Here is a 15,801-nt window from a genome sequence, read left to right as displayed (position 1 = left end):
TGAGAACGTTTTCAGGGCGCAGAGAAGCGCTTAACGCGGCGAACGCGACAAGAAAGCATCCTGATCAGGATGGCATTCATCTCTACGTAGTATCGTATCGGCAACTTCACCAGCAATAGCCCAAAGGTCCTGTCGATGAGCCCCAAAAGCCCGACGCTCGGAACCCTGCTGCGCGGTCTGCGCACCCGCCAGGGATGGACGCTCAAGGAAATGAGCGAGCACACCGAAATTCCGCTGTCCACGCTGTCCAAGATCGAGCATGACCGCTTGACCTTGACCTACGACAAGCTGCAGCACCTGTCCCAGCGCTTGAACCTGCGCATGTCCGAGCTGTTCTCCGAGCCGGAGACCGACAGCGCGCCCAAACCGGTCACCGCGCGGCGCAGCCTCGGCTCGCTCGACAAAGCGCTGCGGGTGCAGACCGACAACTACGATTACTACTATCTGTGCACCGAACTGCGGCGCAAGCGGATGATCCCGATCCTCACCAAGGTGCGGGCCAAGACCACCGCCGAGTTCGGTGAGCTGGTCCGCCACCCGGGCGAGGAGTACGTGCATGTGATCGAAGGCCGCATCCAGGTCCACACCGAGTTCTACGATCCTGTGGTGCTGGAGACCGGGCAGGGCATCTACATCGACAGCCAGATGGGCCACGCCTACATCGTCGATACCGGCTGCGAGGAAGCGGTGCTGCTGGCCGTCTGTGCCAGCGCGGACGAGGATCTGATGGAGTCGCTGATCACCCTGCATGAGCAGGAGGGCGGCGTCTGACCTTCCCCAGTCTCACCACGTCGCCTCCAGCCGGCGGAACGGCTGCGTGAGCAGTACACCGCGTGCGTCGTAGTCAGTGAGCCTGCGCCCATCCACCCGCACGGACGTCGGGCGTGTCCGGCTCGGCCACCACACGCGCACCGCGGTGTCCTTGCGCAGTCCCTTGCCCAGCGTGACCTGCAGCGCTCCGTCGCGCTGCCGGGCCTGCAGCGCCAAGCTGCCATAGGCGGTCGGCAGGCGATCCACGGCCAGCCCATCGCCGACCAGCCATGACGGCGGGGTGCCCGGCAACAGTGACAGTGCGTCATCGTCTTCGCGCATCAGCATCCCGAACAGCGTGCGCCCGTATTCGGCACCGATCCAGGTATGCGGCATGTCGCCGAGGTAGCGCGGGAAGCGCAGCCGCGAGTGCACCACCTCGGCCAGCACCTGCCATTCCAGCGGGCGGCGGTCGTGCAGCAGGCCCTGCAGCAGTTCGTCGGCCGCCTCGGGCTGGTCCAGGTGCACGTAGCTCAGCACGTTGCGGATTTCATACGGCGTGTAGGCGTACAACGCGCCCGGCTCGCCGCGCTTGCGCACATCCTGCAGATACCGCGCGAACGTGGTGCGCAGTGCCTCCGCCGGCAGCACATCCTGCGCGCCGGTGGGGTCGAGCGCGATCGACACACCGGTCGGGTCGCCATCGCCAAGGTCGGCCGAAGAGGGAATGAAGTCGATGCCCTTCCACGCCATCGTGGCGCGGATCGAAGCAGCCAGCGCATCGTGCAGGGCGGTGTACTGATCGCGCGCCCACGCCGCGGTTTCGTGATCTCCCAGCGACTCGGCCAACCACGCGCCGTCATGCCAGCCCTTCAGGCCCCAGTAGTCGTCCCAGTAGCTGTGCGTGGGCGACGGGTAGCCCTCGTGGCTGATCGATGGCGCCAGGATCCCGGCGAAGCGTTCGGGCGCGGGCTGGCTGGCCATGTAGCCCGGCACCAGCGTGCGCTCGCGCAGTTCCTGCAGGAAGCGCATCGCTGCTTTCACCTTGGGCAGGTAGGGGCGCACCGATTCCGGGCCGCCATCCAGCCGCGCGACGTCGGCGACCAGACTGATGTACTGGCCTTGGCTGTCGTATTCGATATCGGAGCCGAAGCCGGTGTTGACGCTGCCGTCATCGTTGAGGATCGGCGAGACCAGGCCGTTGGCGTGTACACCGTGCTCGCTGTACCAGGCCAGGTAATCGCGGGCGACCTGGGATTCGCCCATGCGCAGCAGCACCGCCGAGGTGGCCATGCCGTCACGGATGAAGGAGCGGTTGTAGTTGCGCGGGCCGGGCTGCATCGCCGGGCCGGTCTGGTTGATCAGCATGTAAGCGGCCTGCGCGCGCAGCATGTCCACCAATGAGGGATCAGGCAGGCGCAGGCCGACCTGGCCCAGGCGCGCCTGCCAGTCGTCCGATGCACGTTTGGCCAGCGTGTCGTACGCGGCATCGGGTGTACGGGGTATGCCGGAGAGACCCAGCGCGGGCGCATCCGGCAGCGAGCCGTCTTTGGCTGCTGCCGCGGTGCCAAGCGGGAAGGCGACCACCACCGAGTGGCTGGCACCGGGCGCGAGCTGCACGCGGTAGGCCAGCGCCGCGGAGGCCAGGCCATCGGCATCGCGTGCCTGCATGGCGGCGGGCAAGGTGCCGCTGGCGATCGCCGCGGTGATCTCGCTGCTGCCGTCCGGGCCGAGTGGTGCCGCGCCGGCAGCATCCACCGGCGTCAGCGACTGCAGCAGGGCGCGACCATTGATGCGTACGCGTTGCCCCTCGATGGCGACTTCGCGGATCGGTGAGAGGCCACCGTTCTGCCACGGCGGATTCATCTGCATCGGCCGCACCGCCAAGGTCAGGGTGCCGTCGACGGGCGCACTGCCGGTGTTGCGCAGGCGGTGACGCACGAAGGTGACCGGCTGGCCATCGAGCTCGACGGCGAATGCCTCGCTCTGCAGTTCAAGCCCGGGTTGTGGCGACCAGGTGGCCGAGGGCATCGGCTTCCAGCCGTCGCGCAGTGCGTGCTGCACCGGTTGGTCGGCGGCGCCTGCGGCAACACCGTCGGCATTGCGCCAGATCGGCTGCACCAGCGGCGCGCCCTTGAAGGCCTCGATGTTGCCGTACTCGTCAAAAATCGATTTCTGCCGGCCGGCATGGATGCCGACTGCGGTCCAGTAGGTCTGCTGCAGGTGCAGCGAGGCCGGGAACAACGCGCGCTGCGCGCCACTGGCGGCAATCTGGTAACGCTTCATGGGCGTCATCACCGCCTTCGGCCCCAGCAGGCGCAGGCGGTCGACCTGTGGCGCGTCGCCCTCCACCGTCAGCCGCAGCGCCGTGGCGGTCACGGCCGCAGTGCCGGCCAGCCAACTCTGCTGGCGTGCAGCAGCCTGCGGATCGCGCGCAAGCTCCACCCAGCTACCCTGCGCATCACGTGCCTGCAGCCGTGCGGCGCCATGCGCGCCTGTCCAGTCCACGGCCAGGCCGGTGGTAGCCACGGCACGCGGCAAGGTGATCTCAAGCGTGTGCGTACCGACCTTGCCACGTGGAATCGTGACCGCGCTGCCGCCTTGCCACAGCGCCGCGGCCTGGGCTGCATCCACCCCGGCCACGCGCGCACGGGTGGTGCTGTCCAACGGCTCCAGTTCGAAGATCGACACGCCCCAGTCCGACGTGCGCTCCGGGCTCGCCAGGCGAAGGTAGCGGGCCTGGCGTGGCGCGAAGTAGAGCGTCTCGATACCGCCGAGCGAATCGCGCATGGTGTAAGCCGGCTGCCACTGCTGGCCGTCCAGCGAGGTCTGCAGGGTGTAGCCCTCGGGATTGGAAACGTCCCAGGTGATCTGCGCGCCGCTGAGCGTGCTCGGCGTGCCCAGGTCCACCTGGAACCAGTGCCCGGGGCTGAAGGCGCCGCCGGTCACCGTCTTCGGGTCGCCATCGATCAGGTGGCTGACCGCCATCGCCGGCACCTGCTGCGAGGAACTGCTGGCCTGCCACTGGCTGCGCGGCGGCAGGGTCTGGGCGGCAGCGCCGAAGCTCAGCGCGAGCGCAGAGAAGAGCAGGGTAGCGGCCATGACGCGGCGCGGCCGGTGCACAACAGTCGAACGGTCAGCATGCAGCCCCATCAACGTGCTCCTGATCTGAAACGACCCCGACGGCGGGGTAGAGGTCACGCTAGCAGGGGCTGTAACCGTTTACATGACGCGTCGCAATATCGAACGCGGCATCAGGTGAGTGGATTTGCGATCGGCTCGCGCGCGTCAGCGAATGTCCGTGCGCAGGCTGCCGCGGATCTGATCGCGCCAGATCTCGGCGACGCCGGCCTCGTCGGCAAAGTGCGGCCAGCGCAGCACGCTTTGCCGGACCTGCTCAATGATGTCCCGGGCGCGGCGGGCATTGATCGAGGCGGTCGCGGCGCATGCGGCCAGGTCGGCCACGTCGAACCCCTCGCGCTTGCCGTTGATCGACATCTGGTGCCGGGCCGTCCAGTCGCCGTCCGGGTTGTACGCCCAGGTGATGTCGAACGCCGGGGACAGCGACCATTGGCCCTGCCGGTCCATCAGGTAGGCGATGTTCTTGACGTGGTCGTCCTGGTTGCGCGCGATCACGTTGAACACCATCCGCCGGAACTGTTCCTCCAGCTGCGCCATGGGCAGGCGCAACTGACGCATGACCAGCAAGGCCTGCTCGTAGGAGTAGGCAGTGGGATCATTGAAGTCGAAGTGGGCCATCGCCGCCAACGACTGCATATGGCGCTTGCCCCCTGCATCGGTGCGGTCGAAGCGTTGGGTGATGAAGTGGCGGCGGCCGCCTTCCTCGAGCAGCCGGCACTCGCTGATCTGGATGCCCGCATCACGCGCCATCAGCGCGTACGCGTACTCGACCACGCCGTAGCCCTTGGGGTCCGCCAGTTCCTTGTCGCGGTTGTTCTGCACGCCATCGAACTTGAGCAGCCAGTAGCTGAAGCCTGGCGCCGCCGCGGCCTGGCCCGATCGGACCTCGCCGGTGCCTTCGTTCCAGGCGATGACGGCCTTGGCCCGTGCGCCACCGGCCGAGGTGCCCACGCGCAGAATATCGCGCAGCGCATCGGCGCGTTCTTCATCGCCGAACGAGGCACGCAGGTTGTCGCGGTTGCTCAGGACCTCGGTGGCCAGCGCGACCAGGGCATCGATCTGGATCTTGTGTGCCGTGCGGACGCGCGGCCCATGCACAGGCGAGAACTCCAGCGCCCCCATGCCGCGCGTGCCGGTATAGCAGAGCCGCTCCACCGCATTGAAGCTGTCCGGCGTGCGGCCCTGGGTCGCCAGCCACGCATTGATCAGGGTATTGCCGTACTTGTCCGGCAAGGCGTCGGCGAGCAGGCCGGGCAAGCCATGGAAGCCGGAAGGGTTGAGGGAGGGGAAACCGTAGATCCGATCCGCCGCGAGCGGCATGGTCAGTGGGGCGACCTCAATGCTGGAACGTGCGAAGGCCGGGTCGTAGGCAAATTGTGCGATCCGCTCGCCGTCGGCCAGCGTCACCGCGCCGATCCGGCTGCCCCACAGGCGCACCTCGGCCGTGGTGCTCATTGCTCATCGCCCCAGGTCCACGGCTTGGCCGGCGCCGCCACGGCCGCCCCCGGTCGCGCGCGCTGGCGCGGGTGGCCGCGGCGCTTCAGCAGATCGAGCGGATTGGGGCCGTCGCTGGGCAGCATCACGTCCAGCGCATCCAGCCTGCCGAGGGCCCGCAGGCAACGGATCAGGTTGGCCAGCTGGGCGGGCGTGCCGTCTTCGAGCCGCTGTACGGTGCGCTTGGAGACGCCGGCCGCATCAGCGAGCTGTTCCTGGGTGATGCCCTGCGACAGGCGCATGCGGGCAAGGCGGTGCCCGAGCTCCACCAGGACAGCCTCGTCGGTCATCAGATGTGTGATCGTCATAAAGTGACCCTCGTGACGCTTTATCATCCACTATTTGGATGCGGCGTCAAGCATGACGCTTTGTGTAAATTAAATGAGATTAATCGAAAGCGTCACATATGGCTATTTAACTGGCAAAAATCGCATAATGCGCCACAAATGACGTTTAACGATACATGTATTAACTGAGGTCATTGGGACCCCGAAACCCTGCGCTCGCACGATGGGCACCGGCCAGGCAGCGGCAATCACAGGGATCGGGTCGAAATGCCGCCCACCTGCGCCGGCGTTCAGTGCACGGCGTTTGCTAAAATTCGCAGTTCACTCTGGACGCTGTAAAAAAAGGACCTTGAATGAAGATTGCCGTCGCCGGTACCGGGTACGTGGGCCTGTCCAACGCGGTGCTGCTCGCACAGCATCACGAGGTGGTGGCGCTGGACATCGATCCGGCCAAAGTGGCGATGATCAATGCCCGCCAGTCGCCCATCGAAGATGTCGAGATCGAAGACTTCCTCGCCAACCGCGCGCTGAATCTCACCGCGACGCTGGATCCGGCGCAGGCCTATGAGGGCGCAGATTTCGTCATCGTCGCCACGCCGACGGATTACGATCCCAAATCGAATTACTTCAACACCGGCTCCGTGGAGGCGGTGATCGGCGATGTGCTGCGGATCCATCCGTCTGCCGTCATCGTCATCAAGTCGACCGTGCCGGTCGGCTGCACGGCCGCGTTGCGGGCCAAGTTCAACACCGACGCCATTCTGTTCTCGCCGGAGTTCCTCCGCGAAGGCCGCGCGCTGCATGACAACCTGCACCCGAGCCGGATCATCGTCGGCGAGCGCTCCGAGCGCGCCGCGGTATTCGCCGAACTGCTGAAGGAAGGCGCGATCAAGAAGGACGTGCCGGTGCTGTTCACCGACGCGACCGAGGCGGAGGCGATCAAGCTGTTCTCCAACACCTACCTGGCAATGCGGGTGGCCTACTTCAACGAACTGGATACCTACGCCAGTTCGCACGGGCTGGATACGCGCCAGATGATCGAGGGCGTCAGCCTGGATCCGCGCATCGGCGGTCACTACAACAACCCGTCCTTCGGCTACGGCGGCTACTGCCTGCCCAAGGATACGAAGCAGTTGCTGGCGAACTACAGCAAGGTGCCGCAGAACCTGATCCACGCCATCGTCGAGTCCAACCGCACGCGCAAGGATTTCATCGCCGATGACATCGTGGCCCGCAATCCGAAGGTGGTGGGCATCTACCGGCTGGTGATGAAGGCCGGCTCGGACAATTTCCGCGCCTCGGCGGTGCAGGGCGTGATGAAGCGGGTCAAGGCAAAGGGCATCGAGGTCATCGTCCACGAGCCGGTGCTCACCGAGGCGACGTTCTACCGCTCCCGCGTGGTGAACGATTTCGCCGCGTTCCTGGCCGAGGCGGACATCATCGTCGCCAACCGTCTGACGCCGGAGCTGGAGGGCGTGGCGCACAAGGTCTACACCCGCGATCTGTTCGGCTCGGATTGAGCCTGGAGAGCATCCACGCATGGCGTGGATCTACCCGCAGGCGACCGTTTGTCGCGGTAGGGCCACGCCGTGCGTGGCCGACTGCTCCGGGCCGCGCATCACCCCATGCGGGGGCTATTCCCCCGGCTTGGCGGCCGCTGTGACTGCCTGTGATTTCGCCCGCCGTGCCAGCGTCGCTTCGCGGTGGGCGATGTAGGCGTTGGCGCCGAGGATGATGCCGGCGCCGATCACGGTCCAGCGGTCCAGCGCTTCATTGAACAGCAGCCAGCCCAACAGGCTCACCAGCGGCAGCTGCATGAAGCTGATCGGGGTCAATGCGGAGACCTCGCCCAGGCGCAGCGCACGGGTCCACAGCAGCTGGCCCAGCGTGCCGAGCACGCCGGTCGCGACCAGCCAGACCCACGCCAGGCCGGTCGGCCAGACCCATACGAACAGCGCGGGCACCAGCGACAGCGGCACCCAGAACACATAGGTGTAGAACACCACCGTATCGGCGCTGTCCACGCGGGTGAGCTGCTTGATCTGGATCGCCACCAGCGAACTCAGCACCGCGGCGCCCACGGCGACCAGGGTGCCAGGGGTGAAGCTGGTCGAGCCCGGGCGCACGATGATCAGCACGCCGATGAAGCCGATGATCACCGCCGCCCAGCGGCGCATGCGCACGGTTTCGCCCAGCCACAACACGGCAGCGATGGTGACGAACAGCGGCGTGGAGTAGGAGAGCGAGATCGCCTGGGAGATCGGCAGATGCCCGATCGCCCAGAACGCGCACAGCATCGAGGCCAGCCCGATCGCACTGCGCAGGAAGTAGCGCGGCAGCTGCTGCGTCTTCAGCGGTGCACTGCCGGGACGGATCAGCATCGGCAGCAGCGCCAGCAGGCCGAAGGCGTTGCGGAAGAACGCAACTTCCTGGGTCGGCACGTACCGGGTGGCGTAGCGGATCGCAATCGCCATCAGGCCGAAGGCCAAGGTACTGCCGAGCATCAGCAAGGCGGCCCGCAACGGCGTGGCCACCGGTAACGCGGGGGCGGGGTTCACCACTGTGCGCCGATCAGCCTGGGCTCCGGTTCGATCGGCACGCCGAACTTCTCCAGGACCGAGGCGGAGATCCGCCGCGCCAGCGCGAGCAGTTCTTCACCGGTGGCCTGGCCATGGTTGACCAGTACCAGCGCATGGCTTGGCGCCACGCCGGCATCGCCATCGCGATAGCCCTTCCAGCCGCAGCTTTCGATCATCCAGGCAGCGGAGATCTTGCGGCGGCTGTCGTCGTCGGCCGGGAACACCGGCAGCTCGGGGAAGTGCTGCAGCAGCACCTCCACCTGTTCCAGTGGCAGGATCGGGTTCTTGAAGAAGCTGCCCGCATTGCCGAGCACGTCCGGATCGGGCAGCTTGCGGCGGCGGATGTTGATCACCGCGTTGGCCACATCGGCGGCCACCGGCAGTTCAACGCCCATCGCCTCCATTTCTTCGGCGATCCCGGCATAGCCCAGGCGCAGGCCATGCAGCAGCGGCAGCCGCAGTTCGATCGCGGTGATCAGGTAACGGTCCGGGTCGTGCTTGAAGATGCTGTCGCGGTAGGCGAACTGGCAGCCTTCCGCATCGAAGCGCACCCAGTCGTTTTCGTGTCGGTCCCAGGCATCCACGGCCTGGATGAACTCGCCGACCTGCGCGCCATAGGCGCCGATGTTCTGGATCGGTGAGGCGCCGGCAGTGCCGGGGATCAAGGCCAGGTTCTCCAGGCCGGACAGGCCGTTCTGCAGCGACCACATCACCAGCCCATGCCAGTTCACGCCGGCACCGGCGCGCACGATGGTGTGGTCGGCGCGGTGCTCCAGGATCTCGATGCCGCGGTTGGCGAATACCAGCACGGTGCCTTCCACGTTGTCGGCGATCAGCACATTGCTGCCGCTGCCCAGCACCAGCAGCGGCTGCTCTGCGACGCGTGGCAGGGCCAGCACCTCCGGCAATACGGAGGGATCGAACACCTCCAGCAGCTGCGCTGCCGTGGCGTCGACGTGGAAGGTGTTGAGCGCCTTCAGCGAGGCGTTTTCAGTGATGGCCCAGGCAGTCATGGCGTCGTTCACAGAGGTGCCACCGCGCCGCGGCTGGGCGCCTCTCTGCGGCGGCGGATCGCCTCCACGCAGTCATGCACCAGCTCCGGGCCACGGAAGATCAGGCCGCTGTAGCACTGCACCAGTGCGGCGCCGGCCGCCATCTTGGCCACCGCATCCGCGCCGGATTGAATGCCGCCCACGCCGATCAACGGCATCGACTCGGGCAGGCGCGCACGCAGGCGGCGCAGCACCAGGGTCGACTGGCCCAGCAGTGGCGCACCGGACAGGCCGCCGGCTTCGTTCGCCCGCGGGTCACCGGCCACCGCACTGCGGTCGATGGTGGTGTTGGTGGCGATCACGCCGTCCACCTTGAGCTCACCGAGCACGCGCGCGGCGGCATCGATGTCGCGGTCGCTCAGGTCCGGGGCCACCTTGACCAGCATCGGCACGCGCCTGCCGTGCTGGGCGGCCAGGCTTTCCTGGCTTTCGCGCAGCTGCGAAATCAGCTGGCGCAGCGCGGTCTCTTCCTGCAGCTCGCGCAGGCCGGCGGTGTTCGGCGAGGAGATGTTGACGGTGATGTAGTCGGCCAGCGGATACACCTTCTGCAGGCAGTGCTGGTAGTCGTCGAACGCCTGCTCGTTGGGGGTGTCCTTGTTCTTGCCGATGTTGATGCCGAGCAGGCCGGTGCGGCGCTTGGCGCGCTCGACATTGCGGACCAGTGCATCCACGCCCAGGTTGTTGAAGCCCATGCGATTGATGATGGCCTGGTGGTCCGGCAGCCGGAACAGCCGCGGCTTCGGGTTGCCCGCCTGCGGGCGCGGGGTGATCGTGCCGATCTCCACGAAGCCGAAGCCCAGGGCCAGCAGCGCATCGATGTGCTCGCCGTTCTTGTCCAGGCCGGCGGCCAGGCCCACCGGATTCGGGAAACTCAATCCGAACGCGGTGGTCGGCAGCGGGTCGATGCGGCGGCCCATCAGCGGCGTGGTGCCGGTGCGATAGGCCAGGTCCAGCGCGCTCAGGCCAAGGCCGTGGGCGCGTTCTGCATCAAGGGCGAACAGGAAGGGGCGGGCAAGCGAGTACATGGCGTTCAATCAGTCCAGCGTGCCGACAAAGGCACGGGTTTGGTATTCAAAGGCAATCTGGCCGTCCACCGCATGGGCGTCGAACAGCTGTTGCAGTGCATCGAGCATCGGCGCGTGGCGCGGGTGGCCGGCCTGCGGTGCATAGGAAGAGGACAACAGGCGCCCGCGCAGGCCGTCGTAGTCCATGCGCTGCACGTTCGGCAGGCGGGCCATGCCGCGCAGGCCTTCGCCGAACCACGCGCGCATGGTGTCATCGTCCTGGTAGCGCTCGGCCACTTCGGTGTAGTCGGTGCCGAACTCCAGCAGCAACTGTTCGTAGCCGATCAGGAACGGCGAGGCATCGAGCAGACGCGAGTTCCAGAACACCAGCGCCATGCCTTCGGGCTGCAGGATGCGCGCCCATTCGCGGCGCACCGCGGTGGTGTCAAACCAGTGGAAGGCCTGCGCCGCAGCAACCAGGCCCACGCTGTTGTCGGCCAGGCCGGTCGCCTCGGCGGTGCCGTCGGCGACCTTCAGGCGCAGATAGTCCGGCGCCAGCAGCTGCTCGGCCGCCTCGCGCATGGCCGCGTTCGGCTCCACCGCGATGACCGGGTGGCCAGCGGCCAGGAACAGCCGGGTGGAAATGCCGGTGCCGGCGCCGATGTCGGCGACCAGGGTCTCGGTGGGTACACCGATGTCCTGGTGCAGCCAATCCAGCAATGCCGGGGGATAGTCGGGACGGTAGCGGACGTAGTCGGCCACCCGACTGCTGAAGCGTTCGGTCGAATCCGAGCGGCTCATGTGCACCTCACGATTGGGTAGCGGCAAACCAGGCCAGTCCGCCGAAGAACAACAGCACCACCACCAGGGCAAGCAGACTGCCGATCACGATGATCCAGCCCAGGATCAGGCCGGCCAAGGCCATGCCGTCGCCTTCCAGCTCCAGTGGGCGGCGGCGGATCTCGGCGCGGGCCAGGTGGCCGGTGATGATCGCCGCGACGCTGCCGATGAAGGGCAGGGCGGTCCAGCCGAGGATGCCCATGATCAGGCTGACCACGGCCATGGCGCTGGTTTGTCGGGGCGGAAGGCTCATGCAGGTCCTGGTCGCGGTGGGGTGGTTCGATGATAGGGCCAGCGGCGGGTTTATCCCATCAGGACCTGGCCACCATCGACATTCAAGGTGTGCCCGGTGATCCAGCCCGCCAGTGGCGAGCACAGGAACAGCGCGGCGTTGGCGACGGCCGCCGGCTCGCCGAAGCGGCCAAACGGAATCTTCGCCAGGGTGTTTCGATACAGCGCCGGGTCCTGTTCGCGCCGGCGCGCCCACAGCCCGTCCTCGAACTCGATCGAGCCGGGGGCGATGGCGTTGACGCGGATTCGTTGCGGCGCAAGGGCCAGGGCCTGCGAGGTGGTGTAATGCATCAGCGCGGCCTTGGCCGCCGCATACGGTGCGCCACCCGGGCGCGGCTGCTGGGCGGCGATCGAAGCCAGGTTGAGAATGCAGGCATCGCTGGACTGTTGCAGCCAGGGCAGCGCCAGCCGCGAGGCACGCACCGCCGACATCAGGTCGACGTTCAAGCTGGCCTCCCAGCCCGCCTCATCGTCGGCCATGCCATAACCGGTCGCGTTGTTGACCAGCACGTCGATGCCGCCCAAGGCCTGCGCAGCATCGGCCAGCCAACGGCCGATGTCGTCCAGCCGGGAGAGGTCGGCACTGACCGTATGCACGGCCAAGCCGAGCGCCCCGGCATCCTCACGCAGCGCGGCCAGACCGGCCTCACCGCGGGCGCAGACCGAGACGCGGGCGCCTGCCGAAGCAAACGCCAGCGCCATGGCGCGCCCGATGCCCTTGCTGCCACCGGCAATCAGCACCCGGCGCCCGGTGAACTCCAGGCGCGGGCCGGCCGGCAGGTGGGGCCCGGGATCCATCACAGGTCGAACTTGATGCCCTGGGCCAGCGGCAGCGAGTCGGAGTAGTTGATGGTGTTGGTCTGGCGGCGCATGTAGACCTTCCAGGCATCCGAGCCGGACTCACGGCCACCGCCAGTGTCCTTCTCGCCGCCGAACGCACCACCGATCTCCGCACCCGAGGTGCCGATGTTGACGTTGGCGATGCCGCAATCCGAACCGGCTGCCGACAGGAAGCGCTCGGCGGTTTTCAGGTTGGTGGTGAAGATCGAGGAAGACAGGCCCTGCGGCACGCCGTTCTGCATGTCGATCGCCTCGTCCAGCGTGCTGTACTTCATCACGTACAGGATCGGGGCGAAGGTCTCGTGCTGGACGACCTCGTCGCTGTTCTTCAGGCCGGTCACGATGGCCGGCAGCACGAAGTTGCCGGCGCGGTCGATGCGTGTACCGCCGGTCTGCACGGTGCCGCCGCTGGCCTTGGCCTTCTCGATCGAGGCCAGGAACTGCTGCACGGCGCCGTCGCTGTTCAGTGGGCCCATCAGGTTGGCCGGATCGGTCGGATCGCCGATCTTGCCTTCCACCTGCTTGTACGCCTTGATCAGCGTGGCCAGCACGTCGTCATGGATGGATTCGTGCACGATCAGCCGGCGCGTGGTGGTGCAGCGCTGGCCCGCGGTACCGACGGCGCCGAACACGATGCCCGGGATCGCCAGCTTCAGATCGGCGGTTTCGTCCAGGATGATGGCGTTGTTGCCGCCCAGCTCCAGCAGGCAGCGACCCAGGCGGTGGGCGACCTTTTCGGCGACCTGGCGGCCCACCTGGGTGGAGCCGGTGAAGCTGATCAGCGGCACGCGCTTGTCGGCCACCATCTTCTGCGACAGTTCGGTGCCGGCATCGTTGATCAGGAAGAACAGGTCCGGGAAGCCACCGTCGCGCAGCGCCTCATTGCAGATGCGCATGGAGGCGATCGCGGTCAGCGGCGTCTTGTTGGACGGCTTCCACAGGCAGATGTCGCCGCAGATCGTGGCCAGGAACGAGTTCCAGGCCCACACCGCGACCGGGAAGTTGAACGCACTGATGATGCCGACCAGGCCCAGCGGCTGGTACTGCTCATACATGCGGTGGCCCGGGCGCTCGGAATGCATGGTGTAGCCATAGAGCATGCGGCTCTGGCCCACGGCGAAATCGGCGATGTCGATCATCTCCTGCACTTCGCCATCGCCCTCGGGCTTGCTCTTGCCCATTTCCAGCGCGACCAGGGAGCCCAGGGCGTCCTTGTTGGCGCGCAGGGCTTCGCCACACAGGCGCACGGCTTCGCCACGGCGCGGGGCCGGGGTGGTGCGCCAGACCTTGAAGGCCTCCTGGGCGCGGGCGACGATGGTTTCGTAGTCGGCGTTGGTGGTCGCGTAGACCTTGGCGATGGCTTCGCCGGTGGTCGGGTTCACCGGGGTGATCACACCGGCATCGGTGGCCGAGGACCACTCGCCGTTGCCAAGGTAGGTGCCAGCGTTGGTCGCGTCGAGGCCGAGGGCCTTGAGCAGGTCAGAGGACATGCAAACTCCTGTTGCGTTGCGTTTGTAAGGCGCTGGCCGCTGGCAGGGTGGGGGGCGGCAAGCTGAACCCCGAATGGTAACAGAGGGGGGCATTGCCTTATCTGGCCGTGCAGCGCGGCGGATGGTCCGATTGGCCGATCTCGCGATCAGCGCCGGTGGCCGCAGTGCGGCTTGGTGCGGGGCGCGGATTGGGTGCAGTTGACGGGCCTGGTAAACACTTCGGTCCGACCGGAGAGCCCGGTGGCCAAACGCAGGACCAGATCGTGCGTCCGGACCGTGGACAGCATCATGATCGTCATCGTTCCAACGAGAATAGCCCCGGCGATCGTGGGGAACGGGGTAACGAAACCGTTGCTCCGGCCGCGCAGGGCAATGCTGCTGACCGCCATCCCCAGCAGCCAGCCGCTGACCACTTCGGAGACGGAGTGCGCATTGAGCGGAAGCCGGGAGTAGCTGATCGCGGCGGATAGCAGGGCACCGGCCACGGCACCTGCCAATGGGAGTCGTACCCGGCCCCGCAGCGTCAGGTACAGCGCCACCGGATAGATCGCTGCCGTCATGGTGGCGTGACCACTGAAGCCAGTGAAGTCCAGATGGGCCCACCCAATGCCCCATCCCAGGAACGCCAATTTCGACACAAGGGATAGACCGCCAGCAATGGCCAGTCCGATTGTCCATCGCACTCTTAACGCGCTGTCGCCTTGGGTGCCAAAGAGAATCAGCACCAGGCTCAGCGGCAGCAACAAGCGGCTGTCGCCCAATTGGGAGAGGAAAAGCCACAGGGACTGCATTCGCGTCACTCATCGCAGGGCACAGGAGCATAGGCCAGCTGCCGACGTGGTTGATGAGTGCCGGGCAACCGGGTGGACCTGGTCCTGCCGGACGCTCCGGGCGTCTATTGGAAGTGACGTGACCTTTGCCTGTATCCTTTACGCCCTCCGTGGCCCCGTAGCTCAGCTGGATAGAGCGTCCCCCTCCTAAGGGGAAGGTCGCCCGTTCGAATCGGGCCGGGGTCACCAAATTCAATGACTTAGGCCGTGCCACGCAGCACCGAGATGCTCTATTTCGCTCTGTTTCGGACTTGAGTTGGCACAGTTGGCACAGTTGAAAATTGCGCTTCCCTTGTGAACTTGGCCCCGCGGCAGCATTGCTGGGTCTTCGAGCTCAACTACGCTGCTAGGACTTCCAGGTCTGGAACCACAAGGCCAGCCGAGAAGAACACCGCCTCACTGCCCCGGTACTTCCTCTGAGCCGTGTAGTTGAGTGAGTAGCCGACGCCGTGCGAGGCCTCATACATCGCTCGAATCTCTGGCGCGTCATCGTATGAAACCACCCAAGGGGTAGTAAAGGTGCCGGATTGCAGCTCGTCGGCGATACTCTGATGGTCGCTGGGCGAGTAGTAATTCCGATAGAGGCCTTTTCCTTTGACGAAATAGGGTGGGTCTAAGTAAATTAGACCTCGCCCTTGCATGATGTCGGCGGCTCGACGAATCAGGATCAGTGCGTCCTCGCAGTACACCGAAATTCTATCTGCTTGCTCAGCAATCAGCTCAATTCGTTTTGTCAGAACATCTTTCTTGTAGCGGGCATCGAGCTTATATGTGCCACTTTGCGAGAGGCCGCCAATTACGCCGCCTTTAAGAATTCCGGATCGATTCGTCCGGTTGAGGAAGAAAGTCGCAAACCCTCTCTCGGTCTGCGACACCTCGATGACTCCCCGCACGACGTCCCGCCACTTCAACCATTCGTCCATGGTTACCGGTGTATCTCGAATCAGCCTTAACAGCCCATCCGCGTCCGACACAACTGCTTGCCAAAAAGCATAAACGGCGGGGTCGATATCATTGATGTGGATATGAGATGCCAGTCCGCTGAAGAGGACGTCTAACGCCACGCCGGCACCGCCTGCGTAAGGCTCTAGGTAGTGCCCGCCATCTAGCCCATTGACCTGCATAACGCGACTAATCACAGGCGCGAACGCGGCTTTTCCGCCAGGGTAGCGGAGGGGGGTGAAGAGCCGGTTAGAGTACAAG

The 15,801-nt window shown here is 66.0% G+C and carries 14 protein-coding genes and 1 tRNA gene; 3 read left to right on the top strand and 12 right to left on the bottom strand.

Annotation, left to right across the window (positions count from 1 at the left end; all coding sequences use genetic code 11):
* Window positions 1–135: 135 nt before the first annotated feature.
* Window positions 136–771 carry a cupin domain-containing protein gene (locus ABE472_RS01500; RefSeq protein ID WP_070427228.1) on the top strand — a complete coding sequence of 212 codons (636 nt, stop codon included), beginning with the start codon at window positions 136–138 and terminating at the stop codon, window positions 769–771.
* Window positions 772–783: 12 nt separating this feature from the next.
* Here ABE472_RS01500 and ABE472_RS01495 read toward each other — a convergent pair whose 3' ends face one another.
* The 3 genes from ABE472_RS01495 to ABE472_RS01485 form a co-directional block, all read right to left on the bottom strand.
* Complete coding sequence (locus ABE472_RS01495) at window positions 784–3,903, bottom strand: discoidin domain-containing protein (RefSeq protein WP_346465186.1); 3,120 nt, start codon at window positions 3,901–3,903, stop codon at window positions 784–786.
* Between the two features lie 135 nt (window positions 3,904–4,038).
* Window positions 4,039–5,346 carry a HipA domain-containing protein gene (locus ABE472_RS01490; RefSeq protein WP_346465184.1) on the bottom strand — a complete coding sequence of 436 codons (1,308 nt, stop codon included), beginning with the start codon at window positions 5,344–5,346 and terminating at the stop codon, window positions 4,039–4,041.
* The gene (locus ABE472_RS01485) at window positions 5,343–5,693 is read right to left on the bottom strand and encodes a helix-turn-helix transcriptional regulator (RefSeq protein WP_313212677.1); all 351 of its coding nucleotides are present in this window, start codon (window positions 5,691–5,693) and stop codon (window positions 5,343–5,345) included. Before ABE472_RS01485 ends, ABE472_RS01490 begins: the two co-directional genes overlap by 4 nt.
* 332 nt (window positions 5,694–6,025) lie before the next feature.
* Between ABE472_RS01485 and ABE472_RS01480 the strand changes: the two genes are divergently transcribed.
* Window positions 6,026–7,192 carry a nucleotide sugar dehydrogenase gene (locus ABE472_RS01480; RefSeq protein ID WP_346465181.1) on the top strand — a complete coding sequence of 389 codons (1,167 nt, stop codon included), beginning with the start codon at window positions 6,026–6,028 and terminating at the stop codon, window positions 7,190–7,192.
* A 114-nt stretch (window positions 7,193–7,306) separates the two neighbouring features.
* Here the strand turns inward: ABE472_RS01480 and ABE472_RS01475 are convergent, their stop codons facing one another.
* The 8 genes from ABE472_RS01475 to ABE472_RS01440 all read right to left on the bottom strand — a co-directional run bounded on the left by ABE472_RS01475 (window position 7,307) and on the right by ABE472_RS01440 (window position 14,559).
* Window positions 7,307–8,194: a DMT family transporter gene (locus tag ABE472_RS01475; RefSeq protein ID WP_313219175.1), complete on the bottom strand. Its 888-nt coding sequence runs from the start codon at window positions 8,192–8,194 to the stop codon at window positions 7,307–7,309.
* A 32-nt stretch (window positions 8,195–8,226) separates the two neighbouring features.
* Window positions 8,227–9,276 carry a UDP-N-acetylmuramate dehydrogenase gene (murB, locus tag ABE472_RS01470; RefSeq protein WP_102788374.1) on the bottom strand — a complete coding sequence of 350 codons (1,050 nt, stop codon included), beginning with the start codon at window positions 9,274–9,276 and terminating at the stop codon, window positions 8,227–8,229.
* Window positions 9,273–10,328 carry a quinone-dependent dihydroorotate dehydrogenase gene (locus ABE472_RS01465; RefSeq protein ID WP_313218104.1) on the bottom strand — a complete coding sequence of 352 codons (1,056 nt, stop codon included), beginning with the start codon at window positions 10,326–10,328 and terminating at the stop codon, window positions 9,273–9,275. The genes murB and ABE472_RS01465 overlap by 4 nt, the downstream gene beginning before the upstream one ends.
* A gap of 9 nt (window positions 10,329–10,337) precedes the next feature.
* Window positions 10,338–11,108 (bottom strand): class I SAM-dependent methyltransferase, encoded by a 771-nt coding sequence (locus ABE472_RS01460; RefSeq protein ID WP_346465178.1) that lies wholly within the window; start codon window positions 11,106–11,108, stop codon window positions 10,338–10,340.
* A 7-nt stretch (window positions 11,109–11,115) separates the two neighbouring features.
* Entirely contained in the window at window positions 11,116–11,400 is a 285-nt protein-coding gene (locus ABE472_RS01455) for a DUF4190 domain-containing protein (RefSeq protein ID WP_313212673.1), read from the bottom strand.
* Between the two features lie 50 nt (window positions 11,401–11,450).
* Window positions 11,451–12,236, bottom strand: a complete 786-nt coding sequence (locus tag ABE472_RS01450) for an SDR family oxidoreductase (protein ID WP_346465176.1) — start codon at window positions 12,234–12,236, stop codon at window positions 11,451–11,453.
* A complete protein-coding gene (locus ABE472_RS01445; RefSeq protein WP_346465174.1) occupies window positions 12,236–13,768 on the bottom strand; it encodes an aldehyde dehydrogenase family protein in 1,533 nt (510 codons plus the stop codon). The genes ABE472_RS01450 and ABE472_RS01445 overlap by 1 nt, the downstream gene beginning before the upstream one ends.
* Window positions 13,769–13,914: 146 nt before the next feature.
* A complete protein-coding gene (locus ABE472_RS01440; RefSeq protein WP_346465172.1) occupies window positions 13,915–14,559 on the bottom strand; it encodes a phosphatase PAP2 family protein in 645 nt (214 codons plus the stop codon).
* Between the two features lie 151 nt (window positions 14,560–14,710).
* Here ABE472_RS01440 and ABE472_RS01435 point away from each other — a divergent pair.
* Window positions 14,711–14,787 (top strand) — tRNA-Arg (locus ABE472_RS01435).
* A 149-nt stretch (window positions 14,788–14,936) separates the two neighbouring features.
* Here ABE472_RS01435 and ABE472_RS01430 read toward each other — a convergent pair.
* Window positions 14,937–15,800: a DNA adenine methylase gene (locus ABE472_RS01430; RefSeq protein ID WP_346465169.1), complete on the bottom strand. Its 864-nt coding sequence runs from the start codon at window positions 15,798–15,800 to the stop codon at window positions 14,937–14,939.
* Window position 15,801: the final 1 nt, after the last annotated feature.

Origin of the sequence: Stenotrophomonas sp. TWI809, from assembly GCF_039673205.1 — a bacterium.
In the GTDB taxonomy this organism is placed as follows: domain Bacteria; phylum Pseudomonadota; class Gammaproteobacteria; order Xanthomonadales; family Xanthomonadaceae; genus Stenotrophomonas.
This window is presented reverse-complemented; position numbering and strand designations above follow the sequence as displayed.

What these genes read in the sequence shown, in the direction of transcription:
- ABE472_RS01490 (WP_346465184.1), bottom strand. Translation starts at nt 5,346, where the DNA reads ATGAGCACCACGGCCGAGGTGCGCCTGTGGGGCAGCCGGATCGGCGCG.
- ABE472_RS01460 (WP_346465178.1), bottom strand. Translation starts at nt 11,108, where the DNA reads ATGAGCCGCTCGGATTCGACCGAACGCTTCAGCAGTCGGGTGGCCGAC.
- ABE472_RS01445 (WP_346465174.1), bottom strand. Translation starts at nt 13,768, where the DNA reads ATGTCCTCTGACCTGCTCAAGGCCCTCGGCCTCGACGCGACCAACGCT.
- ABE472_RS01500 (WP_070427228.1), top strand. Translation starts at nt 136, where the DNA reads ATGAGCCCCAAAAGCCCGACGCTCGGAACCCTGCTGCGCGGTCTGCGC.
- ABE472_RS01495 (WP_346465186.1), bottom strand. Translation starts at nt 3,903, where the DNA reads ATGGGGCTGCATGCTGACCGTTCGACTGTTGTGCACCGGCCGCGCCGC.
- ABE472_RS01485 (WP_313212677.1), bottom strand. Translation starts at nt 5,693, where the DNA reads ATGACGATCACACATCTGATGACCGACGAGGCTGTCCTGGTGGAGCTC.
- ABE472_RS01440 (WP_346465172.1), bottom strand. Translation starts at nt 14,559, where the DNA reads ATGCAGTCCCTGTGGCTTTTCCTCTCCCAATTGGGCGACAGCCGCTTG.
- ABE472_RS01450 (WP_346465176.1), bottom strand. Translation starts at nt 12,236, where the DNA reads ATGGATCCCGGGCCCCACCTGCCGGCCGGCCCGCGCCTGGAGTTCACC.
- ABE472_RS01480 (WP_346465181.1), top strand. Translation starts at nt 6,026, where the DNA reads ATGAAGATTGCCGTCGCCGGTACCGGGTACGTGGGCCTGTCCAACGCG.
- ABE472_RS01465 (WP_313218104.1), bottom strand. Translation starts at nt 10,328, where the DNA reads ATGTACTCGCTTGCCCGCCCCTTCCTGTTCGCCCTTGATGCAGAACGC.
- ABE472_RS01455 (WP_313212673.1), bottom strand. Translation starts at nt 11,400, where the DNA reads ATGAGCCTTCCGCCCCGACAAACCAGCGCCATGGCCGTGGTCAGCCTG.